The organism is Spirillospora sp. NPDC046719, assembly GCF_040645715.1.
GTDB lineage: Bacteria > Actinomycetota > Actinomycetes > Streptosporangiales > Streptosporangiaceae > Spirillospora.
The window spans coordinates 1-16,570 of the sequence record NZ_JBEYYT010000082.1; the positions used below are offsets into that span (position 1 = coordinate 1).

Consider the following 16,570-nt stretch of genomic DNA (forward strand, 5'->3'; position numbering starts at 1 on the left):
GCCGTCATGAGCGGGCCATGACGGCGACTCGCCGCGGCTCAACGGGGCGTGAGGGTGAGGGTCGGGCGGCCGAAGTGGCCGATGCCGTCGGTCTTGCGGGCGGCTTCGAGTCGCTCCGCCGGGACCTCGCCGTAGAGGGTGGTGCGCTGGCGGGCGGGACGTCCCGCGCGCGCGGCGATCTCCTCCAGCTCGCTGATCGGCTTGAACGACCCGTTCTCCGACCCCGCCATCCGGCTGATGGTCTCCTCCATCAGCGTCCCGCCGAGGTCGTTGACGCCGCCCTTCAGCACCCGCGTGCACAGCTCGTCGCCGAGTTTCACCCAGGACGTCTGGATGTTGGAGATGGCGCCGTGCAGCAGGATCCGGGCGAGCGCGTGGACGGCGACGTTCTCCCGCACGGTCGGCCCCGGACGCGCGAGCCCGGCCAGGTAGATCGGCGAGTTGTGGTGGACGAACGGCAGCAGCACGAACTCACTGAACCCGCCGGTCCGCTCCTGGATGGAGCGCAGCAGCTTGAGGTGCGCGACCCAGTGCGCCGGGGTGTCCACGTGCCCGTACATCATCGTGGACGTCGTCGGGATGTCGATCTCGTGCGCGGTGGTGACGACCTCGACCCACTGGTCGGTGGGCAGCTTGCCCTTCGTCAGCACCCAGCGGACGTCGTCGTCGAGGATCTCGGCGGCCGTCCCGGGCAGCGAGTCGACGCCCGCCTCCTTCGCCGCCTCCAGCCACTCGCGGATGGACAGGTCGGTGCGGGACGCCCCGTTGACGACCTCCATCGGGCTGTAGGAGTGCAGGTGGATGCCGGGGGCGCGGCGCTTCACCTCGCGGGCGAGGTCGAAGTAGGCGGTGCCGGGCAGGTCCGGGTGGATGCCGCCCTGCATGCAGATCTCGGTGGCGCCCGCCTCCCACGCCTCGTCCACCCGGTCGCCGACCTGCTGGAGCGACAGCGTGTACGCGTCGGCGTCGGTGCGGCGCTGCGCGAACGCGCAGAACCGGCAGCCGGTGTAGCAGACGTTCGTGAAGTTGATGTTCCGGGTGACGACGTAGGTCACGTCGTCGCCGACCGTGTCGCGGCGCAGGTCGTCGGCCAGCTTCGCGAGCGCGTCCAGCTCGGGGCCGTCGGCGTGCAGCAGCGCGAGGGCCTCGTCGTCGGTCAGGCCGGCCGGGTCGCGCTCGGCGGCGGCGAGGGCGGCCTTGACGTCGGCGTCGAACCGCTCGGGGGCGGCCATCCGCTCCTTGAGCGCGTCCCAGTCGCCGTAGACCTCGTCGAAGTCGTCGCGCCGGTCGGACGTGCGGCCGGTCGTGTCGATCTCGGTGTGCAGGTCGGTGCGCCCGGACGCCTCGAACCCGCCGTCGGGCTCCTGCCACGGACGCCCTTCGAGGACGGCGTCCTCGCGGGCGAGCCCGGTCGCCGGATCGGCCAGCGCGGACACGTGCCCGAGGAGCCGCGGGTCCAGCCACGGCTCGCCCCGCTTGACGTACTCGGGGTAGATCGTGAGGCGTTCGCGCAGCTCGAAGCCCGCTTCGGCGGTCCGCGCGGCCAGCTCGTCGATCTGCGGCCACGGACGCTCGGGGTTCACGTGGTCCGGCGTCAGCGGGGACACGCCGCCCCAGTCGTCGATGCCGGCGCGCAGCATCAGCGAGTACTGGTCGGCGACGAGGTTCGGCGGCGCCTGGACGCGCGCCTTCGGGCCGAGGACGATCCGCGTCACCGCGATCGTCGCGGCGAGCTCCTCCAGCTCGGCGTCGGGCGTGTCGCGCATCTTGGTGTCCGGCTTCGCGCGGAAGTTCTGCACGATCACCTCCTGGACGGCGCCGTACTCGCGCATCGTCCGGCGGATCGCGAAGATCGCGTCCGCGCGCTCCTCGACCGTCTCGCCGATCCCGATGAGGATGCCGGTGGTGAACGGGACGTTCGTCCGGCCGGCGTCCTCCAGCACCCGCAGCCGGACGGCCGGGTCCTTGTCCGGCGAGCCGAAGTGCGGGCCGCCGCGCTCGCTGAACAGCCGCGTCGCGGTGGTCTCCAGCATCATCCCCATGGACGGCGCGACCGGCTTGAGCCGCTGGAAGTCGCGCCACGTCAGCACGCCGGGGTTCAGGTGCGGCAGCAGCCCGGTCTCCTCCAGCACCCGGATCGCCATCGCCCGCACGTAGGACAGCGTGTCGTCGTAGCCGTGGGCGTCGAGCCACTCGCGGGCCTGCTTCCACCGGTCCTCGGGACGGTCCCCGAGCGTGAACAGCGCCTCCTTGCAGCCCATCGCCGCGCCCTGGCGGGCGATCTCCAGCACCTCGTCCGGGCTGAGGTACGGCGCGTCCAGCTTGTGCGGGACGGTCGCGAACGTGCAGTAGCCGCAGCGGTCCCGGCACAGCCGGGTCAGCGGGATGAAGACCTTGCGGCTGTAGGTGATGATCCCGGGACGTCCCGCCGCCGCGAGACCGGCGTCCCTGGTCCTCGCCGCGTAGGCGAGGAGATCGTCGAGCTGCGGGCCCCTGGCCTGCAGCAGCGTCGTGGCCTCGGACTGGTCGAGCGTCTTCCCGTCACGCGCACGGGCCAAGGCCCGCCTCACCGCGTTCTCAGTGGCCTCCATGCGGGCACTCTATGCCAATCGTCATATTTTGCGACGCGGCGGGGCCCCGGAAACCAGCGATCACCCGGTACAGCCCGCCCCGCCCTCCGACTATTCCCGCGAGGACGCCCCAACTCGGGATGTAGCGGAACTTAATGATTGCGTCTAGAAAGAGTCGCTGGTCCTCAATGTTGGACTGAGTCAAGCTATGGGTGCGAGAGGGTCGTCCCCCCGGGCGGAACCACCGCCGCACGGCCCTCGCCGGAGGAACAGTCCCATGCTGGTCATGCTCGCGATCATCATCGCCCTCGCCGTTCTCGCGCCGCTCTTCGGCGCCGACACCCGCGACGGCCTCAACTGGACCCCGGACAACTTCTGGCTCCGCCGCAGGTCCGGCGAGCGCCGCCGGGTCAGAAGCTCCGGTAGTCGCGAACGGGAAGGCGCGGGCCGCGCCGCGGAGGCCGCGCGCCGGACGATTCCAGCAGCCGGGTGACCCGGTGCCGATGCCCCGCGTACGGCGCCAGCAGCTCCAGCATCCCGTCGTCGTCGACCTTGCGGCCCGCCAGCGCCCAGCCGACCAGGCCGGGCAGGTTGTAGTCGCCGACGGAGACGGCGTCGGGATCGCCCGCCGCCCGCTGCCGGACCTCCGCGGCCGTCCAGACCCCGACGCCCGGCAGCGTCCGCAGCCGGGCCTCGGCCGGGTCGTCCTCCAGCCGGGCGGCGACCCGCGCCGCGCCGATGATGGTCCGGGCCCGGACCGCCTCCAGCCCGGACCGGTGCCACTCCCACGACGGGATCCGGACCCAGACCGCGGGCGGCGGCGGCACCCGCAGCCGCAGCGCGGCGGGCGCGCCCGGCGCCGGCTCGCCGAACCGGCGCAGCAGGTACCCCCAGGCCCGCCACGCCTCCTGCGCGAGGACCTTCTGCTCCATCACCGCCGGGACGAGCGCCTCGAACACCCGGTTCGTCCGGCCGATCCGCAGGCCCGGCCGCAGTAGCGCCTGCCGCCGCACGATCTCGTGGTGCGCCTCGAACCCGTCCGGTTCGTCGGACGCCCCGAGCAGGTCCGGCAGGCCGTCCAGCAGCCACTCGGCACCCGGCCCCCACGCGCGCCCCTCGACGGCCGCACCGCTGCGCCTGACCCGCAGCGTGCCAGGGCCCTCCGGGGTGTAGGACGCGCGCCAGACCGTCCCGTCCCGCTCCACCCGGAACGCCGGATCGTGATGACCGCGCCGATGCGGCCCCAGCGTCGCCCCCACGTCGACGTCGAACCCCGGCGTCCACACCCGCCGCAGGCCCTCGGCGGCGCGGCCCGGCAGCGGCCCGGACGCGACGCCCGCGGCGCCGCCGTCAGGCATCGGTGGAGAAGCGGACCGCCGTGGCCGGGAGCTCGATCCCCGGCCAGACGCGCAGCCCGCAGCACAGCTCGTTGCCCGGGCCGACCACCGCGCCGTCACCGAGGATCACCCCGTCCAGCACCGCCCCCGGGCCGACGCGCGCGCCGCGGCTCAGCACCGAGTCGCGCACGGTCGCGCCCTCCGCGACGAACGAGTCGTCCAGCAGCACGCTGCCGATCACGGTGGCGCCCGCCTCGACCACCGCGCCGCGCCCGACCGTCGTGCCGCCGCGCACCACCGCGCCCGGCGACACCGTCGAACCCGCGAGGGCGAGCCGCTCGCCCGCCTCGCCCGGCATCGCCGGCGAGTCGATCCGGCCGAGGACGAGGTCGCAGGAGCCGCGCACGAACGCCTCCGGCGTGCCGACGTCCAGCCAGTAGCCCGACTCGACGTGGCCCATGACCACGGCGCCGGACGCGATCAGCGACGGGAACGTCTCCCGCTCCACCGAGACGACCTCGTCCTCGGCGATCGTGTCGATCGCCGACCGGCGGAACACGTAGCACCCTGCGTTGATCTGGTTCGTCACCGGATGGGACGTCTTCTCCAGGAACGCGGTGACGCGCCCCGCGCCGTCGGTCGGGACGCAGCCGAACCGGGTCGGGTCGTCCACCTCGGTGAGGTGCAGCGTCACCGCCGCGCCGGCGCTCTCGTGCACCTTCACCTGGGCGCGCACGTCATGGCCGGACAGGATGTCGCCGTTGAGGATCAGCACCGGATCGTCCGGGCCGCAGGTCAGCGCGCGCGCCGCGTTGCGGATCGCGCCGCCGGTGCCGAGCGGCTGCGCCTCACTGACGTACACCAGGTCCACGCCGTGCGCGCGCGGGCCGAACGCCGCCTCGAACATCTCCGCGCGGTAGGACGTCGCGAACACGATGCGCTCCACACCGGCGGCGTGCGCGCGCGCCAGCTGGTGCGCCAGGAAGGCCACGCCGGCCGTGGGAAGCAGCGGCTTCGGGGTGGAGATCGTCAAGGGGCGCAGGCGGGTGCCCTGGCCTCCCACCAGGAGGATCGCTTCCACTCGGTTCCTTTCTCCACCACGGTCGTGGTGACGAAGCCTAGTGGGTGGCCGATGCCGGCCCGCGACCGTGGGACGCCTCGTGCTGCCGGATCGCCCGCTCGTAGGAGGCCAGGTGCGCCTCGGCGGACGCCGTCCAGGTGAACTCCAGCGACCGGGTGTAGGCGGCCTCCGCCAGGCCGGCGCGGCGGGCCGGGTCGCCGCTCAGCGCCGTCAGCGCCGACGCGATGCCCTCCGGGTCCGGCTCGGTGTAGGCGACCGCGTCGCCGCCGACCTCCGGCAGCGGCCCCCGCCGCGTCGTCAGGACGGGCGCGCCGCACGCCATCGCCTCCAGCACCGGCAGGCCGAACCCCTCGCCGCGGCTCGGCAGCGCCACCACCAGCGCGCCGCCGAAGAACCCGGGCAGCGACGGCCACGGCAGGTACCCCGGCCGCAGCACCCGCATCCGCGGCGGCACCGTCGCCATCGCCCCGTCGACCTCGTCGTCCCAGCCGCCGCCGCCCGCCAGGACCAGCGCGGGCGGGTCCTCCAGGTCGGAGCAGGCGCGCACCCAGCCGCGGATGAGGTTCGGGACGTTCTTGCGCGGCTCCAGCGCGCCCAGATAGGCGACGTACGGGCGGCCGTGCAGGCCGAGCCGGTCGGAGACCTGCTTCACCTCCGCCTCGGACGGCCGGTGGAACACCTCGTGGTCGACGCCGTGGTAGGCCACGTCGATGTGCTCCGGGTCGGCGCCCAGCACCCGCACCAGCTCGTCCCGCGTCGCCCGCGACGGGACGATCAGCCGGGTCGCGCGGCGCGCCGCGGTGCGGGTCGCCGACTTGACGTAGGTGGTGCGGACCGGGTCGTGCACCTCCGGCTCCGCGAACAGCGTCACGTCGTGGATGGTCACCACCGTCGGCCGGACGGCGCTGACCGGCATCGTGTACGTCGGCAGATGGATCACGTCGGCCTCGACGCCGTCGGCGACGTGCGGCAGACCGGTCTGCTCCCACGCCAGCCTGGTCGCGCGGTGCGCCAGCGCCGCCGGGCCCGCGACGATCCGGGCCCCGGGCGCGAGTTCCCCGTACCGCTTCTCGTCCGCGCGCTGGCACGCGACCGCGAGGTCCGCGCCGAGCGCGTGCAGGGCCGACAGCAGGCCGTCCACGTACCGCCCGAGCCCGCCCCTGTCGGCGGGTACCGCGGTGGCATCGAGCAGGATCCGAGGCGCCACGGTCCACTCCCCCATTCCGGCGCTTCCGCCGTAGTGGCGTAGATCACTCTTTACCGTTCGAGCCTACGCCCGCGACCGGCCGGGGCGCGCGACCTCCGCGCCGCTCGCCGCCGCGAGTCATGGAGAGGCCCTACCCGAGCCCCCGGGCCCATACCTTTCTCCCCGGGGCCCTTCCCACACCTATCTCTTGCGCGCGTGCACCAGGACGATGCTGCCCTGCCGGTTCGGCGCGTTCCGGTCGGCGAGCGCCACCAGCGGCGCCAGCGGGGCCGCCGCGTTGAAGCCGACCTTCCCGCCGTACGTCGACAGCGACAGGTAGAGGCGCTCCGTCGCGGCCGTCCTGAACTGGTAGGAGTGCCGCACCAGGTCGAGGCCGCGCTCGTCCATCAGCTTGCGCAGGCTCTCGTGGGTGTAGGTGTGCTGGACGTGGTACTTCGCCTTGTGCGCGTCGCGCAGCTTCGGCCACGCGTCGGCCCGGCTCAGCACGTCGGCGGACATGAAGATCTCACCGCCGGGCTTCAGCACCCGCGCCATCTCGTCCAGGGACTTACCGCCGTCGTCGAAGTGCTCGATCGCGCACACCGACAGGACCGCGTCGAACGAGCCGTCGCCGAACGGCAGCCGGAGCGCGTCGCACTCGATCAGCGCGGGCGCGTCGGCGAGCGTCCGGCCGTACACCATCTTGTTGCGCGCCAGGTCGATCGAGACCGCGTGGGCCCCGCGGCGGCGCGCGCGCCCCGCCCAGTAGCCGTCGCCGCCGGCGACGTCGAGGACCCGCTTGCCGCGCAGGTCCCGTCCCATCCAGGACAGCAGCGTCCCCGCCTCGCGGTACCGGCACACGTGCACCTGGTGCCCCATGAAGGCGACCACATCCGAGAGTTTCATCGCCCCCAACTGTAGGGCGCGGCGGGCCGCGGCGCGGCCGAAGCGGCCCCGCTGGAGCCGCGGCGCGGCGGGATCCCGGTTCGCCTACGCTGGGCGCGTGAACATCAAGGTCGTCGCAATGCGGGCCCTGCGCGTGCTGCTGGTACTGCTCGCGCTCGGGTTCTGCGCCTACAGCGTGATCCACCAGTGGGACGCGACGACGAAGGCGTTCCGGGAGATGTCCTGGCCCACGCTCGCCGGCGCGCTCGTCACGGGCCTGGCCGGCCTGTTCGCCTGGACGCTCGGATGGCGGACGTTCCTCGGCGGCCTCGGCTCGCCCCTGCCGCTGAAGGTCGCCTACCGGATCTCGGCGGTGTCCCAGCTCGGCAAGTACGTGCCGGGCAAGGTGTGGGCGCTCGTCACCCAGATCGAGATGGCCCGCGAGCACAAGGTGCCCGCCGAGCGCAGCTTCGGCTCGACGCTGCTGGCCGTGGCGACCTCGACCGCCTGCGGGCTGGCCGTGGCGGCGGTGACGCTGCCGCTGACGTCGGCGGCGGCGCGCCGCGAGTACTGGTGGCTGTTCCTGCTCGCCCCGTTCATGCTCGCGGCGCTGCACCCGAAGATCGTGACGTGGGCGCTCGGCGTCATGCTGAAGCTCGCCCGGCGGCCGCCGCTGGAGCATCCCGTCAGCCTCGGCGTGACGCTGCGGGCCGTCGGCTGGACGGTCCTCGGCTGGGCGCTGTTCGGCGTCCACACCTGGCTGCTGTGCCTGGCCGTCGGCGGCGACGGCCCCGGGCTGCCGTTCCTCGCGACCGGCGCCTACGGGCTGGCGTTCGTCGCCGGGTTCCTCGTGTTCATCGCGCCGGGCGGCATCGGCGCGCGGGAGGCCGCGCTGACGGTGGTGCTGACGCCGGTGCTGCCGGCGGGCGCGCCCGTCGTGGTCGCGATCGCGTCCCGCGTCGTGCTGACGATCGCCGACCTGCTCAACGCGGGCGCCGGCCTGCTCCTCGGCCGCTCCGCCCGCCGCCACCGCACCGAGACCGCGCTCCCCGCCGACGAGGACGGGAATGAAGACGGGCGCCCCGCGCTTGTCAGGGGTACGCAGCCTACGAAGGAGTGACCGTGACGGCCCCCATCAGCGTGACCGACGCCACGTTCGCCGAGGAAGTCCTGCAGAGCGACGTGCCGGTGCTCGTCGACTTCTGGGCGGACTGGTGCGGCCCGTGCCGCATGATCGCCCCCGTCCTCGACCAGATCGCCGCCGAGCAGGACGGCCGGATCAAGATCGCCAAGCTGGACTACGACGCCAACCCGCAGACGCCGCAGAAGTACGGCGTGATGGGGCTGCCGACGCTGCTGCTGCTCAAGAACGGCGAGGTCGTCGAGCAGATCACCGGCGCCAAGCCGAAGCGCGCGCTGCTCAAGGTCATCGAACCCCACCTGTGAGCGCGGTGAGCGCCTCCAGGTAGGCGGCCCAGACCGGGCCGTGGTCGACCGGGCGGACGCCGGAGCGCAGGCGCTCCGGCTCCCCCGGCGCGTAGAACCGGGTGAGGGCCTCGGCCAGCGCGGGCACGTCGCCGGGCGGGCAGATCAGGCCGTCCACGCCGTCGCGGACCTGCTCGGCGAACCCGCCGACGTCCGTGGCGATCACCGGAAGGCCGTGCTCGTAGGCCATCCACACGTTCTGCGAGGCGGTGGCCGTCCGGTACGGCAGGACGAGCGCGTCGGCGGCGGCGAACAGGCCGGGGACGTCCGCGGCGGGCACGTAGCCGGGACGCAGGTCCACCCGGGACGTCAGGTCGAGCGACCGGATCAGCTCGCGGGTCTCGTCCAGGCCGCCCCAGAACTCGCCCGCGACGGTCAGCCCGACGTCGCCGGGGCCTTCGGCGAGCGCGCGCAGCAGGACGTCCAGGCCCTTGTAGGGGCGGACGATCCCCCAGAACAGCAGGCGCCTGCGCACCTTGCCGTCCGGGGCGGGCGCGCCGCCGGACGCGGGCAGGTGGGCGGGCATCTCCGCGACGCGGACGGGACGCGGCGTCAGCCCCCGCGCCAGCTCCGCCTGCGCCTCCGAGTGGACGAGGACGCCGTCGGCCTTGCGGAGCAGCCGCCGCATCAGCGGTTCGTCGTAGCGCTTGCGCTCGTGCGGCAGGACGTTGTGGCACAGCGCCACGACGGGCGTCCGGCGCTTGAGCCCGGCGAGGATGCCCAGGTAGGACGGCACCTGGACGGGGCTCAGCACGGCGAGGACGACCAGGTCGTAGGCCCGCAGCGCCTTGCCGGTGCGGTACCAGCCGTCCGGGCGGCGCCAGTCGAGGCGGTGCCGGGTGCCGGGGAACGGCTCGCCCTCCGGCTCGGAGATCGTCTGCTGCCCCGGGTACAGGAAGCCGGGGTACTGGGCGCGCCACGACTCGATGGCGACGTCGTGCCCGGCGGCGGCCAGCCGCCGCGCCAGCTCGGTGGTGTGGTGGGCGCCGCCCCCCTTGTACGGGAAGGCGGGGCCGACGACGGCGATCCGCACTAGACGTCGCCGCGCGATCGGACGATCAGGTCGGCCAGCAGCGCCAGTGACGCGATGATCAGCCCCGTCACGAAGATCATGATGGTGTTGTTGGCGAAGTAGCCGATGTGCACCACCATGTCGAACACGCCCTTGAGCAGGCCGATCCCGATCAGCCAGAGGGCGAGCGGCATCAGCACCTTGAGCGGGTTGAAGTACATCACCATCCGCAGCACCTGCAGGATGTAGCGGTAGGCGTCCTTGGTGAAGTGGAACTTGGACTTGCCGGCCCGCTTGGCGTAGTCGATCGGCATGTAGTGCACGGGGTGCTGGTTCGACAGGAACGCGATCGTGATCGTGGTGACGCAGGAGAACCCGGGCGGCAGCAGCCGCAGGTAGGGCAGGGACACCTCGCGGCGGAACGCGCGCAGCCCGGAGTTCAGGTCGGGGATCCTGGAGTTGGTGAGCCGCTCGGCGACCTTGCGGATGAACCACTTCGCGGGGACGCGCAGGAGCTTGTGCGTGCCCTCCTCGGTGGTGCGGGCGCCGACGACCTGGTCGACGGACGGGTCGGTGTCGAGGATGTCGACGAGGTCGGGGATCCGCTCGTTCGGGTACGACATGTCGGCGTCGGTCCACACCACGATGTCGCCGCGGGCCTGCTGGGAGCCGATCCGCCGGACCGTCCCGGAGCCGCTGTTGTGCTGGAACGCCATGACCCGCATGTGCGGGAAGCGGGGCGCCGCCTCCTCCAGCCGGGCGAGGGTCTCGTCGGTGGAGCAGTCGTCGACCGCCAGCAGCTCGTAGCTCTTGCCGCTGTTGTCCATGGCCTTCGTGATGCGCTCGACCTCGTCGATCACGTGGTCCTGCTCGTTGTAGCAGGGCAGGACGATGGTCACGTGGACGGGCGGCGCCGTGTCGGGATCGGCGGCGGGTTCGGCGGCGGGGGCCGGCACCGCGGCCGGCTCGCTCGCGGGGGCGGCGTCCACGGGGGCGGCGTCGCTCACGGGGTCGCTCACGGTTTCGGCCGGCTCGGCGCCTTCGGGCGCGGGCCGCTGCGCGGGCTCGGCGGGCTGGGTACTCACGCACCGCGAGAATACTCGCAACGGCGCACCCCGGCCGACTCACCGGCGGACACGGCGCGTGAACAGCGGGTGGCGGCACCCCGGGGCGGGGCGCGTCAGGAGGCCGACGGCTCGGCGATCCACACGTCGATGGCGAGGCCCCAGGACCCGCCCGGCGGCTCGTCGAGCGTGCGCCCGTCCTGCCGGGAGCGCAGCCGCATGATCTGGCGGGGGCGGCCGTACGGCGCCACCTGCTCGGGCTTGGACCCCATGACCACCGGGCGCCGTCCGGCGTCGCCGATCTTCCCGATGACGCGGCGGACGTCGGGCGGCGTGGCGAACGTGGCGGCCCGCGCGGCGGGCACCCCGCACATCCCGCGCAGGACCTGGAGGAAGCGGTCGGCGGTGCCGACCTCGACGACCACGACGGAGCGTCCCGGGCCGATCCGGTCGCACATCGCGTCGACGGCGCCGACCTCCTTCTGGTCGGTCCGTCCCACCATGTACGCGGCGGACGTGATGACGATCGGCACCAGCATCAGCACGACGCCCGTGACGGCCGTCACGCGCACGGCCTTCCGCGAGTAGCCGAGCCGCCGCAGCCGCTTGGTGATCCACGCCGCCGCGAACACCGTGAACAGCAGCAGCCCGGGGATGACCAGGCCGATCAGCCGGCGGGACGCCCACGGGTGGTCCGGGGTGATGCCGGGCCTGATCAGCACCTGGACGGTCGTCCACACGATCACCGCGTAGGGCAGCAGCCATTCCGGCGACTGGCGGCGCATGAGCCGCCGCACGAGCAGCGCGGCGCCGAACGTGGCGAGCAGCAGCGCGGGGATGCCGATGTACCAGACGACCCAGTGCAGCGACAGCTCCGAGTACTGCCGGGTGCCGTCCAGCGGCAGGTGGTCGAGCTTCTGGACGGCCTCGATGAACTGGGCGTTCAGCCGGTCGTCGGTGTTGGTCGGGACGCGGCGCACGGTCTGCACCAGCGGCCGGACGGCGAACGCGATCATCACGAGCACGGTGAGGATCGCGGCGGCGCCGGGCAGCCGGCCGCGCCCGAGCGCCGCCCCGGCCGCCCGCAGGCGGCGGCCCGTCACGTTCCAGCGGAGCGCGACGGCCAGCAGCGCGGTGCCGGCCACGATCGCGCCGGAGATCATCAGCAGCGGGTTCAGCGAGGCGTGCAGGTAGTCCAGGTAGGGGCGGGACTTCAGGTAGCCCTCGACGAGCCCGGCGGCGGCGCCGAGCGCGAGCCCGCCGGCGAGGGCGTAGCCGCTGCGGCGCCGGCGCGCGACGAGGAGCCCGGCGTACACCACGGCGGGCAGGATGTCGCGGATCCCGTCGATCCGGACGAGCACGATCAGCCCGAGCGCGAGGCCGCCGAGGAACGCCTTCGCCATGGCCGCGCGGGGCCGCTCCGTGCGGGCGTCGTGCAGCAGCGACAGCCCGCCGAGCAGCAGGATCAGCGCCGGCGGCTCGCTGAAGGTGGACCGCGACACCCACAGCATCGGCAGGGTCAGCGCCAGCAGCAGTGCGGCGGCGGGCGCCCAGCGCGGGCCGACGAGCCGCGCGGCGAGGCCGCCGAACGCCAGCACGCTGCAGGCGCCGAGCAGCGGCGCCATCAGCAGCATCCCGTGCGTGCCGCCCGCCCAGCCGCCGAGCGCGAGGATCATCGGCAGGCCCGCCATGAACTGCGGGACGACCGAGCCGCCGTGCTCGTAGAAGGCGGGGCTGTCGAAGCGCAGCGCGGGGTCGCCGCCGCCGAAGGCCCAGAGCATCCGCGGGATCGGCAGCGAGCCGTGGTCCTGGAGCCAGGTCGCGAACTGCACGTAGGAGGCGGGGTCGCGGCGGACGATGATCTGCTCGGAGGACATCAGCGCCTCGAACACCAGGAACGCGACGGCGACCGCGATCACGCCGGCCGCCGACCACCAGGGGGCGGGGCCGAGCGGGCCCTCTGCGGCCTGTTCGGCGGCCGGGTCGCAGGGCCGCCGCCGGAGGCCGAGCCAGAGCGCCGCCGCGGCGACCGGCACCCACAGCAGGATCGCCGGTCCCGGCCGGAACACCCCGCCCATCAGCAGCGGAAGGCCCACCACGAGCCACGCCGCGACGAGCAGCGCGGGCGCCACGGTGATCCGGGCGAGCAGCCGACCCGCGTTCATGAACCCGCCCCGTGCTCGTCCGATCCGTGGTCATTCATCGGTGCGGAGCGTAGCGGGAACGGCCGGTCGGCGAGTCCCGGCCGGTCACGGGGCTCTACGCTCGCCCCATGAGCCACAGCGAACCCGCCGTGCCCGGACCCGCCGAACTGCTGCGGCGCCGGCTGGCCGACGACCCGTCCCGCCCGCTCGTCACCTACTACGACGACGCGAAGGGCGAGCGCGTCGAGCTGTCCGCGCGGACGTTCGACAACTGGGTGGCCAAGACCGCGAACTTCCTGGTGGACGGGCTGGCGGCGGAGCCGGGCGGGCGTGTCGTGCTGGCGCTGCCGCCGCACTGGCAGACCGCCGTGTGGCTGATGGCCTGCTGGTCGGCGGGGCTCGCGGCCGTGCCGGTCGACCCGGCGACGGTGCTGGAGCGCGACGCGGCGGGGGCCGAACCGCTGGAGGCGTCCGGGCCGTACATCCTGGCGGCGGCCGAGGAGGTGCTGGACGTGGTGCTGGCGGACCCGCGTGTGGACGGCGAGGCGGAGGAGGTCGTCGGGCTCTCGCTGCACCCGCTCGGCGGGCCGCTGGGGGACTGCCCGGTGGGCGTCACCGACTACGCGGCCGAGGTCCGGTCGTACGGCGACCGGTTCGCGCCGGACCCCGAGGTGACCCCCGGACTGCCCGCGCTGGATGTGACAAAGACCACATTGACGGGTGCGGAGCTGGTGGCGGCGGCGCGCGCGGCCGCCGCGAAATGGGAGCTGGACGCGTCCTCGCGCGTGCTGGTCGACATGCCGTTCACCACCCTCGACGGGGTTATGGCGGGCCTGGTCGCACCACTAGCCTCAGGTGCTTCCGTCATAATCCAACGAAACTTTGACAAAGCCGCCCTAGATCGACGCTTGACCTTGGAGCATGTGACGGCGGTGGCCGGACTGCCCGGATGGAACGACGCATCCGGGTCCGTCCGCCGGCTCGGCTGACCTACGCTCTCTTTGCCCGCGCTTTGTCAACCGAGCCACGGCCAGCCCCGTCACAGCAGTACCGGACAGTTCCAGCAGAACAGACCGTTCGAGCAGAACAGACCAAGCAGACCGACCCCCTGAAAGCGGGCCGCGCCCCCCGGACACGGAGCCGATGAACAGCAACCCGATGTACATGGAGTACGTCGACGACGCCGATCCGCAGCCGGCGCCGCGTCGACGCGGCTGGCGCATCCTCGGCTGGGTGTGCGTCGGACTGTCGGCGGTCATGGTGGCCGGCTCTCTCACGGCGTACGGCCTGTACCGCAGCGCGATGGGCAACATCAGCCACGAGGACGTCAACTCGGCGATCGGCCCCAACCGGCCGAAGAAGCTGAACAGCGCGATGAACATCCTGCTGCTGGGGTCCGACACCCGCGCGGGCGCCAACGCCAGCTACGGCCGGTCGATGAAGAACGACCCGCCGCGCTCGGACACGATGATCCTGCTCCACCTGTCCCCCGGCGGCAGCCAGGCGATGGGCATCAGCTTCCCGCGCGACCTGATCGTGCACATCCCGCCGTGCAAGACCCACGCCGGCGGCATGTCGCCCGACCAGCCGAAGGCGCAGATCAACTCGGCGTTCACCATCGGCGGCGCCGCCTGCGTCATGAAGACGATCGAGGGCCTGTCCGACATCCGCATCGACCACTTCATGCAGGTCGACTTCACCGGGTTCAAGGCCATCACCAGCGCGGTCGGCGGCGTCCCGGTCTGCCTGCCGAAGGACGTGAACGACCCCAAGTCCAAGCTGCACCTGACCCGCGGCAGGCACGTCATCAAGGGCTCCACCGCGCTCGCCTACGTGCGCGTCCGGCACGGCCTCGGCGACGGCTCCGACCTCGACCGCATCAAGCGGCAGCAGAAGTTCATGGGCGCGCTGGCGAACAAGGCCATGAGCGCCGGGGTGCTGAGCAACCCGACCAAGCTGATCCCGCTGATGAACGCGGCGACGAAGTCGCTCACCACCGACAAGGAGCTGACCCCGCAGGTCATGCTCAAGATCGCCCAGGGCATGCAGGGCATGACCTCGGGCAAGCTGCGCTTCGTCACCGCGCCCAACGGCCCCGACCCGTCCGACCCCAACCGGGTCGTGCTCAACTCCGCCGCGCAGCCGTTCTTCGCCGCGATCCGCAACGACAAGACGGTGCCGACGGAGACGAAGTCGGCCGCCCCCAAGATCCAGCCCGACCAGGTGCGGGTGCGCGTCTACAACGGCAGCGGCATCGCCGGGCAGGCCAGCCGCGTCGCCTCCGACCTGGAGGCCCAGGGCTTCCAGGTGACGGTCGGCGGCAACGCCGCCAAGACGAGCGCCACCAAGGTGCTGTACGGTTCCGGGGCGGACCAGCAGGCTCAGACGCTCACCGCGCTGATCCCGAGCAACCCCGCCCCGGCGGCACGGACCACCGGCGGCACGCCCGGCGTGGTCGACCTGGTCGTCGGCTCGAACTGGACGGCCCTCAAGAACGCCAAGGGGGGCATCCCCAAGCAGCAGGGCGAGATCCGCGCCAACGACGACATCTGCAAGGGGGCTTGAACCGGCCGGCCATGACGTACACCAGCAGGCCCTCGGAGGCCGAGACGGGACCGTACGGCGCCGCCTGGACGGCGGCCGACCAGCGAACACCGGACGATCAGCGCGCGCCGGCCGTCCCCGACCCCCGTCCCGACCCGGCGGCGCCCGCCGCCCCGGGCGGCGAGCGGCAGGCCGCCGGCCCGGTCCGGATCTCCTCGCCGCCGAAGCCGCGCAAGGAGCGGGACCCGTACTTCGACAACGCGAAGTACTTCGCGATCCTGCTGGTGGTGTCGGGCCACTCGATCGCCAACCTGCAGAACGTCCCGATGGCCAAGGGCCTGTACATCTTCATCTACATGTTCCACATGCCGCTGTTCATCGTGATCACCGGCTACTTCTCGCGGAACTGGACGTTCTCCCCGGGCAAGGCCCGCAAGCTCATCACCAACGTCGGCGTCCCGTACGTGGTGTTCGAGGTCGCGTACTCGCTGTACGACTGGCTGGCGGGCCGCCACGACCTGGAGATCAGCCTGCTGAGCCCGTACTACCTGACGTGGTTCCTGTGCGCGCTGTTCCTGTGGCGGCTGTCCACCCCGGTGTGGCAGCAGATCCGGTGGCCGCTGGCCGTCGCGATGGGGTTCGCCCTGCTGTCGTACATGAGCGACCTCGGCAGCACCTTCGACATCCACCGGGTGTTCGGGCTGCTGCCGTTCTACGTCCTCGGCCTGAAGCTCAGGCCCGAGCACTTCGAACTGCTGAAGAAGCCGATCGCGCGCCCCATCGGGGCGGTCGTGCTCGTCATCGGGCTGGCGTGCTCCTACCTGGTGATGAAGCACATGTCGGTCAGCTGGATCTTCTGGAAGGACCCGCACTTCAAGCTGGGCGTCGGCGACTTCAAGGGCACCCTGATGCGGCTGGCGATGTTCGCGTCCGCCACCGTGCTGGTCGCCGCGTTCCTGACGCTCATCCCGCGCAAGCGGTACTGGTTCACCGCGCTGGGCTCGACGACGCTGTACTGCTACCTGCTGCACGGCTTCGTCACCCGGCTGCTGAACTTCACCGGCTGGTGGGGCGCGGACTGGATGCACACGCCGGGCGGGGTCGTCGTGGTGATCTGCGGCGCCGTCGTCGTCGGGACGTTCCTGTGCTCTCCCCCGGTCCGCCGGACCATGAGCTGGGCGCTGGAGCCCAAGATGACCTGGGTGTTCACGCCGCTGCGCCGGCCGAGCCGGGGCTAGCCGGCGGCACGGAACCGGAACAAT

General features: G+C 72.8%; 13 protein-coding genes. 5 read left to right on the plus strand and 8 right to left on the minus strand.

The genetic code is table 11. From position 1 onward, the window contains the following. Nucleotides 1-38 precede the first annotated feature (38 nt). The 5 genes from ABZ914_RS16710 to ABZ914_RS16730 all read right to left on the minus strand — a co-directional run bounded on the left by ABZ914_RS16710 (nt 39) and on the right by ABZ914_RS16730 (nt 7,080). Nucleotides 39-2,591: a bifunctional FO biosynthesis protein CofGH gene (locus tag ABZ914_RS16710; protein WP_500193773.1), complete on the minus strand. Its 2,553-nt coding sequence runs from the start codon at nt 2,589-2,591 to the stop codon at nt 39-41. Between the two features lie 389 nt (nt 2,592-2,980). Continuing rightward, complete coding sequence (locus tag ABZ914_RS16715) at nt 2,981-3,928, minus strand: DNA-3-methyladenine glycosylase family protein (RefSeq protein WP_500193774.1); 948 nt, start codon at nt 3,926-3,928, stop codon at nt 2,981-2,983. After that, nucleotides 3,921-4,988 (minus strand): mannose-1-phosphate guanylyltransferase, encoded by a 1,068-nt coding sequence (gene manB / locus ABZ914_RS16720; protein ID WP_190860176.1) that lies wholly within the window; start codon nt 4,986-4,988, stop codon nt 3,921-3,923. Before manB ends, ABZ914_RS16715 begins: the two co-directional genes overlap by 8 nt. 37 nt (nt 4,989-5,025) lie before the next feature. Then, nucleotides 5,026-6,195 carry a glycosyltransferase gene (locus ABZ914_RS16725; RefSeq protein WP_190860178.1) on the minus strand — a complete coding sequence of 390 codons (1,170 nt, stop codon included), beginning with the start codon at nt 6,193-6,195 and terminating at the stop codon, nt 5,026-5,028. Nucleotides 6,196-6,375: 180 nt separating this feature from the next. Then, on the minus strand, nt 6,376-7,080 hold the full coding sequence (locus ABZ914_RS16730; protein WP_433141566.1) for a class I SAM-dependent methyltransferase: 705 nt from the start codon (nt 7,078-7,080) through the stop codon (nt 6,376-6,378). Nucleotides 7,081-7,177: 97 nt separating this feature from the next. Between ABZ914_RS16730 and ABZ914_RS16735 the strand changes: the two genes are divergently transcribed. Then, a complete protein-coding gene (locus ABZ914_RS16735; RefSeq protein WP_500193775.1) occupies nt 7,178-8,179 on the plus strand; it encodes a lysylphosphatidylglycerol synthase transmembrane domain-containing protein in 1,002 nt (333 codons plus the stop codon). A 2-nt stretch (nt 8,180-8,181) separates the two neighbouring features. Continuing rightward, nucleotides 8,182-8,505, plus strand: coding sequence for a thioredoxin (gene trxA, locus ABZ914_RS16740; protein WP_433141571.1), 324 nt, complete (start codon nt 8,182-8,184; stop codon nt 8,503-8,505). Here the strand turns inward: trxA and ABZ914_RS16745 are convergent. From ABZ914_RS16745 to ABZ914_RS16755, 3 genes are all read right to left on the minus strand, one after another. Beyond that, nucleotides 8,486-9,577: a glycosyltransferase family 4 protein gene (locus ABZ914_RS16745; protein WP_500193776.1), complete on the minus strand. Its 1,092-nt coding sequence runs from the start codon at nt 9,575-9,577 to the stop codon at nt 8,486-8,488. The two genes, trxA and ABZ914_RS16745, sit on opposite strands and share 20 nt — an antisense overlap. Then, nucleotides 9,577-10,512 (minus strand): glycosyltransferase family 2 protein, encoded by a 936-nt coding sequence (locus ABZ914_RS16750; RefSeq protein ID WP_500193787.1) that lies wholly within the window; start codon nt 10,510-10,512, stop codon nt 9,577-9,579. Before ABZ914_RS16750 ends, ABZ914_RS16745 begins: the two co-directional genes overlap by 1 nt. A 224-nt stretch (nt 10,513-10,736) precedes the next feature. After that, nucleotides 10,737-12,785: a hypothetical protein gene (locus tag ABZ914_RS16755; protein ID WP_500193777.1), complete on the minus strand. Its 2,049-nt coding sequence runs from the start codon at nt 12,783-12,785 to the stop codon at nt 10,737-10,739. 107 nt (nt 12,786-12,892) lie between these two features. On the opposite strand from ABZ914_RS16755, the gene ABZ914_RS16760 reads away from it, so the two are divergent. The 3 genes from ABZ914_RS16760 (at nt 12,893) to ABZ914_RS16770 (ending at nt 16,546) form a co-directional block, all read left to right on the plus strand. Next, on the plus strand, nt 12,893-13,753 hold the full coding sequence (locus ABZ914_RS16760; protein ID WP_500193778.1) for a TIGR03089 family protein: 861 nt from the start codon (nt 12,893-12,895) through the stop codon (nt 13,751-13,753). 154 nt (nt 13,754-13,907) lie between these two features. Next, the gene (locus tag ABZ914_RS16765) at nt 13,908-15,329 is read left to right on the plus strand and encodes an LCP family protein (protein ID WP_500193779.1); all 1,422 of its coding nucleotides are present in this window, start codon (nt 13,908-13,910) and stop codon (nt 15,327-15,329) included. Nucleotides 15,330-15,340: 11 nt separating this feature from the next. Continuing rightward, entirely contained in the window at nt 15,341-16,546 is a 1,206-nt protein-coding gene (locus ABZ914_RS16770) for an acyltransferase family protein (RefSeq protein ID WP_500193780.1), read from the plus strand. The last annotated feature ends 24 nt before the right edge of the window (nt 16,547-16,570 follow it).

Coding starts and splice junctions, on each gene's coding strand:
- ABZ914_RS16755 (WP_500193777.1), bottom strand. CDS start 12,785: ATGAACGCGGGTCGGCTGCTCGCCCGGATCACCGTGGCGCCCGCGCTG.
- ABZ914_RS16760 (WP_500193778.1), top strand. CDS start 12,893: ATGAGCCACAGCGAACCCGCCGTGCCCGGACCCGCCGAACTGCTGCGG.
- ABZ914_RS16710 (WP_500193773.1), bottom strand. CDS start 2,591: ATGGAGGCCACTGAGAACGCGGTGAGGCGGGCCTTGGCCCGTGCGCGT.
- ABZ914_RS16730 (WP_433141566.1), bottom strand. CDS start 7,080: ATGAAACTCTCGGATGTGGTCGCCTTCATGGGGCACCAGGTGCACGTG.
- ABZ914_RS16765 (WP_500193779.1), top strand. CDS start 13,908: ATGAACAGCAACCCGATGTACATGGAGTACGTCGACGACGCCGATCCG.
- ABZ914_RS16715 (WP_500193774.1), bottom strand. CDS start 3,928: ATGCCTGACGGCGGCGCCGCGGGCGTCGCGTCCGGGCCGCTGCCGGGC.
- ABZ914_RS16770 (WP_500193780.1), top strand. CDS start 15,341: ATGACGTACACCAGCAGGCCCTCGGAGGCCGAGACGGGACCGTACGGC.